1 protein-coding gene is annotated in these 1,626 nt (G+C 39.5%); it reads left to right on the forward strand.

Features of this window, described 5'->3' with window-relative positions:
• A partial coding sequence (locus ACFIO3_RS12740) for a DEAD/DEAH box helicase (protein WP_375704578.1) occupies positions 1-1,626 on the forward strand: 1,626 nt, incomplete at both ends.

A 1,626-nucleotide genomic window follows, 5' to 3' on the forward strand; every position in this document is an offset into this window, starting at 1 on the left:
GAAGGAACAGAGGTAACTTTAGATAAATTAGGGGGTGTTGCTTGGCAAGCACGTAAAGCGCGGCTTAAAAAACATTTGTTGGAAATGGCAGGGCAATTAATCCGTATAGCTGCAGAGCGTATGACACGTGCTGCACCTGCTGTATTTCCACCAGCTGGACTATTTGATGAGTTTGTTGCTTGCTTTCCCTATGAAGAAACGGAAGATCAAATGAATGCAATTGATGCTGTTTTGGACGATTTAGCATCAGGCAAACCGATGGATCGCTTGATATGCGGTGATGTTGGTTTTGGAAAAACCGAAGTAGCCATTCGCAGTGCTTTTGTTGCAGCATTAAATGGATATCAAGTTGCTGTTGTTGTACCGACAACATTGCTTTCACGTCAACATTATAAGACGTTTATTTCACGTTTTCAAGGATTGCCAGTTAAAATTGGTCATGCTTCAAGGCTTGTAAAAACGAAAGAGCTTGCACAAGTTAAAAAAGGTATTTCAGATGGTACAATCGATATTGTCATTGGAACCCATGCATTATTAAGTGATGCAGTCAATTTTTCACGGTTAGGGCTTCTTATCATTGATGAAGAACAACATTTTGGTGTAAAACACAAAGAGCGTTTAAAAGAGCTTAAAAGTGACATTCATGTTCTCACACTTTCAGCAACCCCTATACCACGCACTTTAGGGTTAGCATTATCAGGGGTACGTGAACTTTCATTAATAACAACACCCCCTATTGATAGAATGTCGGTTCGTACTTTTATTGCACCGTTTGATGCACTTGTTATACGCGAAACATTGCTTCGAGAATATTATCGTGGTGGACAAAGTTTTTATGTATGTCCTCGTATTTCTGATCTAGCTTTTGTAGAAGAATATTTCAAAACACATGTGCCAGAACTCAAATTCGTTGTGGCTCATGGACAAATGCCGGCTGTACAACTTGATGATATTATGAATGCATTTTATGATGGGCAATATGATGTTTTGCTATCGACAACCATTATTGAATCCGGTCTTGATATTCCAACAGCCAATACCCTAATTGTGCATCGTGCTGAGATGTTTGGCCTTTCTGCCCTTTATCAGTTACGTGGTAGGGTAGGGCGCTCAAAACAACGTGCTTATGCACTCTTTACATTTCCTTCTGGTAAAGTTTTAACGCCTGCAGCTGATCGTCGTCTTAAAGTGTTACAATCTCTTGATACACTGGGCGCTGGATTTCAATTAGCAAGCCACGATATGGACATTCGTGGTTCAGGCAATTTTTTAGGAGAAGAACAATCAGGGCATATTAAAGAAGTTGGTTTTGAACTTTATCAAAAAATGCTTGAGGAAGCTGTTGCTGAATTAAAAGATGGAGAGCAAAGTGAGGATAAACAATGGTCTCCTCAAATTTCACTTGGTACAACCGTGATGATACCAGAAAGTTTTGTTCCTGACTTATCATTACGTATGGGGCTTTACCGACGCTTGACAGAACTTAAGAATTTAGAACAAATTGATGAATTCGCAGCAGAGTTAATCGATCGCTTTGGTCCTTTACCCCTTGAGGTTCAACACCTTCTTAAAGTCTTTTATATCAAAACATTGTGTCGAAAAGCGCATGTAGAGAAATTAGATACA

The organism is Bartonella sp. AD328YNZD (assembly GCF_042196425.1).